Source organism: Rhodopseudomonas sp. B29 (assembly GCF_000333455.1).
GTDB lineage: Bacteria > Pseudomonadota > Alphaproteobacteria > Rhizobiales > Xanthobacteraceae > Rhodopseudomonas.
This window is the reverse complement of sequence record NZ_BADD01000518.1, coordinates 1-5,121: the sequence shown is the minus strand read 5'-3', so window position 1 is coordinate 5,121 and position 5,121 is coordinate 1. Positions and strand designations below refer to the sequence as shown.

The 5,121-nt window shown below is 64.9% G+C and carries 6 protein-coding genes; 1 reads left to right on the top strand and 5 read right to left on the bottom strand.

Annotation, left to right across the window (positions count from 1 at the left end; all coding sequences use genetic code 11):
- Together I5M_RS18355 and I5M_RS18350 are read right to left on the bottom strand one after the other, a co-directional pair.
- The coding region (locus I5M_RS18355) for an ABC transporter permease subunit (RefSeq protein WP_022722731.1) at positions 1 to 511 on the bottom strand (511 nt) is incomplete at its 3' end.
- A 19-nt stretch (positions 512 to 530) separates the two neighbouring features.
- The gene (locus I5M_RS18350) at positions 531 to 1,547 is read right to left on the bottom strand and encodes an amino acid ABC transporter substrate-binding protein (RefSeq protein WP_022722730.1); all 1,017 of its coding nucleotides are present in this window, start codon (positions 1,545 to 1,547) and stop codon (positions 531 to 533) included.
- Between the two features lie 350 nt (positions 1,548 to 1,897).
- Here I5M_RS18350 and metC point away from each other — a divergent pair, with 350 nt between their 5' ends.
- Entirely contained in the window at positions 1,898 to 3,094 is a 1,197-nt protein-coding gene (gene metC, locus I5M_RS18340; protein WP_022722728.1) for a cystathionine beta-lyase, read from the top strand.
- Between the two features lie 161 nt (positions 3,095 to 3,255).
- Here metC and I5M_RS18335 read toward each other — a convergent pair whose 3' ends face one another.
- The 3 genes from I5M_RS18335 to I5M_RS18325 form a co-directional block, all read right to left on the bottom strand.
- Complete coding sequence (locus I5M_RS18335; RefSeq protein ID WP_022722727.1) at positions 3,256 to 3,594, bottom strand: lipid-A-disaccharide synthase N-terminal domain-containing protein; 339 nt, start codon at positions 3,592 to 3,594, stop codon at positions 3,256 to 3,258.
- The gene (locus I5M_RS18330; RefSeq protein WP_022722726.1) at positions 3,594 to 4,343 is read right to left on the bottom strand and encodes a glycosyltransferase family 2 protein; all 750 of its coding nucleotides are present in this window, start codon (positions 4,341 to 4,343) and stop codon (positions 3,594 to 3,596) included. Before I5M_RS18330 ends, I5M_RS18335 begins: the two co-directional genes overlap by 1 nt.
- A 66-nt stretch (positions 4,344 to 4,409) precedes the next feature.
- On the bottom strand, positions 4,410 to 5,121 hold a 712-nt coding region (locus I5M_RS18325; protein WP_022722725.1), incomplete at its 5' end, for a phosphatase PAP2 family protein.

The window sequence follows — 5,121 nt, the reverse complement described above, 5'->3', positions numbered from 1 at the left end:
AGCTGCCGAGCAGCGACACGGTCTGCCGCGGGTTCGGCAACGTGCCGAGCACGGCCAGGTACCAGAACAGGATCTGGAACAGCAGCGGCAGATTGCGCACCAGCTCGACATAGCCGCCGCCGATCCGTGAGATCAGCCAGTTCGGCGACAGCCGCGCGAGCGCGACTGCAAAGCCGATCACGGTGGCGAAGAAGATGCCGACGATGGAAACCAGCAGCGTGTTGAGCAAGCCGACCAGGAAGACGCGGGTGTAACTATCCGTCTCCGAATATGGGATCAGCGTCTGGCTGACGCCGAACCCCGCCGTATGCGACATGAAGGCGAAGCCGGAGGCGACGCGCTGGTTGGCGAGATTGTCGCGGGCATTGGCGACGATCTCGTAGCCGATCCAGCACAGCACCGCGACGAACACGAGCTGAATGGCAAAGCCCTTCCAGCCGGCGCGGCCGCCGAGCGCATGCCGCAGTTTGGCGATGAACTGCGCCGGCGGTGGTCGGGCCTCGATCGCCATCGGACTACGCGCCGCGGGGTCAGCGGATCGGCGGCGCGTACATGATGCCGCCCTTGTTCCAGAGCTTGTTGAGGCCACGCGCGATCTCGAGCTTGGAGCCGGTGCCGACGTTGCGTTCGAAGGACTCGCCGTAATTGCCGGTCGCCTTGATGATGCGGGTCACCCAATCCTTGGTGAGGCCGAGCTGCTCGCCCAGATTGCCGTCGGTGCCGAACACGCGTTTCAGCTCCGGCTTGTCGGACTTGGCCATCTCGTCGACGTTCTTCTGGGTGATGCCGAGCTCCTCGGCATTGATCATCGCGAACAGCGTCCATTTGACGATGTCGAACCATTGATCGTCGCCGTGGCGGACCAGCGGGCCGAGCGGCTCCTTGGAGATCACTTCCGGCAGCACCACGCTTTCGGTCGGCGCCGCCAGCTTCAGCCGCTGCGCGTACAGCTGCGATACGTCCGAGGTGAATACGTCGCAGCGGCCGGACTCGTAGGCCTTGACGGCTTCGTCGGCATTGGCGAAGGCGATCACCTCGTACTTCATGTTGTTGCCCTTGAAGTAGTCGGCGAGATTCTGCTCGTTGGTGGTGCCGGTCTGCACGCAGACCGACGCGCCGTTGAGCTCGAGCGCCGAGTTCACCTTCAGCGCTTTCTTCACCATGAAGCCCTGGCCGTCGTAGTAGCTGACGCCGGTGAAGTTGACGCCGAGCGAGGTGTCGCGCGACAGCGTCCAGGTGGTGTTACGCGACAGCACGTCGATCTCGCCGGACTGCAGCGCGGTGAAGCGATCCTTCGCCGACAGCGGCACGAACTTCACCTTGGTGGGATCGTCGAACACCGCTGCGGCAATCGCACGGCAGACATCGACGTCGAGCCCGGTCCAATTGCCCTTGTCGTCCGGCGCCGAGAAGCCAGGCAGCCCCTGGCTGACGCCGCAGGACAATTGCCCGCGATCCTTCACAGTCTTCAGGGTCTGCGCGGCGGCCGGTTGCACCGCGAGGGCGGCAGCGGCGACTGCAGCGGCAATAAGGGTGACGCGATTCATGGCAAAGCCTTTCAAACTTTCAAAAGATGTCGGACGTCGGGCATGACTGACCTCGGCGCATGTGCCCGTGTGTTCGGCGCGAATCCCGCTGCGGCGACCGTTGCAATGCAACGTCCGCGCCAGATCCGCCTCCGACCAGACCTTCTTGCGCGCCGCGGATGCGGCCGGTTGCTTCTCGATTCATATCGTTCAGCGGCCTTCGCGCGGCAATCAGACAGTCTCCAGCATCACAGAACGAGACGACCTCCGGGTCAAGGGGTTGACGGGCGTTCTCCAGCACCTGCTATTAGGCGGCTAGAGGCATACCGTCACGCGCCTCGCGCAGCACCGCAACCAAACCGGCTTACGTCATGAATTGGTCAGAGAAAGACGGCGAGCAGCCCGCGTTGGCGCCGTCGACCCGGCTCGTCACTGCCGGACGCGATACGCAAGCGCAAAAGGGATTCGTCAATCCGCCGGTCGTGCGCGGCTCGACCGTGCTGTATCCGACCGCCGAGGATCTGCACGCGCATCGCGGCGAATTCTCCTATGGCCGTCACGGCACGCCGACAACCAAAGCTCTGCAGCAGGCGTTGATGGCGCTCGAAGGCCCGCAATGCGCCGGCGTCGCGATCACGCCATCGGGCGTGTCGGCGATTTCGACGGCGCTGCTCGGCGTCGTCAAGGCCGGTGACCATCTCCTGGTGTGCGACAACGCCTATCGGCCGACGCGGTTGTTCTGCGATCAGATGCTGAAGCGCCTTGGCGTCGAGACCAGCTATTTCGATCCTTTGATCGGCGCCGGCATCGCGGAGCATTTCCGCCCCAATACCGTCGCCGTCATGGTCGAAGCGCCTGGCTCGCAATCGTTCGAGATGACCGACATTCCGGCGATCGCCGAGGTCGCGCATGCGCGCGGCGCGCTGGTGATCGACGACAACACCTGGGCAACGCCGCTGTATCATCGCTCGCTGGAACAAGGCGTCGACATCTCGATCCAGGCCGCGACCAAATATATCGGCGGCCATTCGGATATCATGTTCGGCACGATCTCGGCCAACCAGACGGCGTGGGGCAAGGTCACCGATGCGGTGCGCCTGCTCGGCGTCTGCGCAGGGCCCGACGATGTGTTCCTGGCGCTGCGCGGCCTGCGCACCCTCGCCGTCCGCCTCGCCCATCACCACAAGTCGGGTCTGGAGATGGCGCGCTGGCTGGCGCAGAGGCCGGAGGTGCAGCGCGTATTACATCCGGCGCTCGAAACCGATCCCGGCCATGCCATCTGGAAGCGCGACTTCACCGGCGCATCCGGCCTGTTCTCGATCGTGCTGAAACAGGCGCCGCAGAAAGCCGTCGACGCGCTGCTCGACACCGTGCGGCTGTTCGGCATGGGCTATTCGTGGGGCGGCTTCGAGAGCCTGGTGATCCCGTTCGACTGCAACACCTACCGGACCGCAACCAAGTGGAACCCGGGCGGCCCGACGCTGCGGCTGCACATCGGCCTCGAAAGCGTCGATGATCTGAAGGCCGATCTGGAGCGAGGCTTCGCGGCGTTCAACGCGGCGAGTTAGTCGCTGCTATCCGAGCTCTCTCGTCATTGCGAAGAGCGAAGCGACGAAGCAATCCAGCTCAGTGCACGGAGCTGGATTGCTTCGCTTCGCTCGCAATGACGTGGAGATTACTTGCACCGACCGCGAAGGCTGAAAAAGCCGACAGGCGTGAGCGCAGCCGATCAGTTCGGCAGGCTCTCCGAGCCCTTGGCGTGGGCCTTGATGATCAGCATGATGTTGCGGATGTAGATGACCGTGGCCATCGCCTGGCCGAGGATGATCACCGGCTCGCGCTTGGCGAGGCCGTATATCAGCGTCATCACACCGCCGCCCATCGAAAAGAACCAGAACGCCATAGGCACCACGCTCTTGCCGGCGCGCTCGCTGGAAATCCACTGCACCAGGAAGCGTGCGGTGAACAGCAGTTGCGCCACCAGGCCGAAGGCCAGCCAGAAATCGAACTTGGCGACAAAGACGTCGTACAGATAGCCGCTCAGCGCCTGGCCGTATTGGATCAGCATCACTTCACCTCGGTGGCGACGGCGATCGCCTTCTTGCGGCGGATCAGCCACCACACGCCGGCCAAGTCCATCAATCCGACCCACAGCCGGTCGAAGAAGCCATAATTCGAAACGCCCGACATTCGCGGCCGATCCGCGACGTCCACATAGGCGACGTCGTAGCCCTCGCGGCGCACCAAGGCCGGCAGGAAGCGATGCAGGCCATCGAAATACGGCAGCGACAAGAACACCTCGCGGCGGAACGCCTTCAGGCCGCAGCCGGAGTCGCGGGTGCCGTCCTTCAGGATGCCGCCGCGAACCTTGTTGGCGACCTTGGACTGCAGTTTCTTGAAGCCGGTGTCCTTGCGGCCGACCCGCTGTCCGGCGGCAAGGCCGACGCGCGCACCGCCCTGCTCGATTGCGCGGATCAGATCAGGAATGAACGCCGGATTGTTCTGTCCGTCGCCGTCGAGCGTGGCGACGATGGCACCCCGCGCCGCCCGAACGCCGCTGCGGACCGCCGCCGACTGTCCGCACGAAGCGGCGTGGCGGATCTGGCGCAAATTGGCGCGCTCGCGGCGCAGTTCCGCAAGCCGCTGCGGCGTGGCGTCGGTCGAACCGTCGTCGACATAAACGATTTCATAGTCCCAGCGCCCGTCGAGCGCGGCAGCGATCTCGGCGATCAGCGGCGCCAGATTGTCGGCCTCGTTGCGCACCGGCACGACGATCGACACCGCAGGCGCGCCGGATGGAGTGTTTGGGTCGAGCATCGGTTGGGACAGATCCGGGGGCCGTCAGGAACTCGCGGCCGGCGCACATGCAAGCGCGGCTGCTTCTTATGGGGCCAAAGCGTCGCGGGCAACCCTTTTGACGCGGTCCCAGCCGGGCCCGGCCAGCGGGTCGATCCGACCATCGGCGCGGATGGTGAAGGCCAGCCGGCGCGCCGCGAACCAATAGCGAACCGCCATGGCCCCGACGATCCCCAGCAACGCGCCGGCGACGACGTCGCTCGGGTGATGAGCCAGCAGGACCAGCCGGCTGAGCAGGATGACCATCAAATAGACCATCATCACCCCGCGCAGCCGCGGCCACAGCGCCGCCACCGCGAAGGCCACCGCGCCGGCGGTGGTCGAATGGCCGGACGGCATGCTGGCATAGGCCTCGGTCCAGGAAAACGGCGCGAAATTGAACGGATCGGCCGAGCCCCCGACGAATGGCCGACCACGGCCGATCACGCCCTTGATCACCTCGCCGGCCAGCACCGGTACCAGCACCGCGAGAAACAGATATTGCAGCCGTGTGCCGATGCCGATCATCGTCGCACGCGCCGCGCCGGACAGCCGCGGCAGCACGAGCAGCACCGGCACGAACGACAGTCCCAGCACCCACAGCACGTATTGCGACTTGCCAAAATCGGTGAGGATCTTCACCGGCCACAGCGACGGCGTGCCGCGCTTCGGCATCAGGTTGATTTCGTAGGCATCGACCACGAACATCAGCAGGACGATGACGCAGGCCAGCACAGCCGTCAGTAGCAGCGCATGCCTC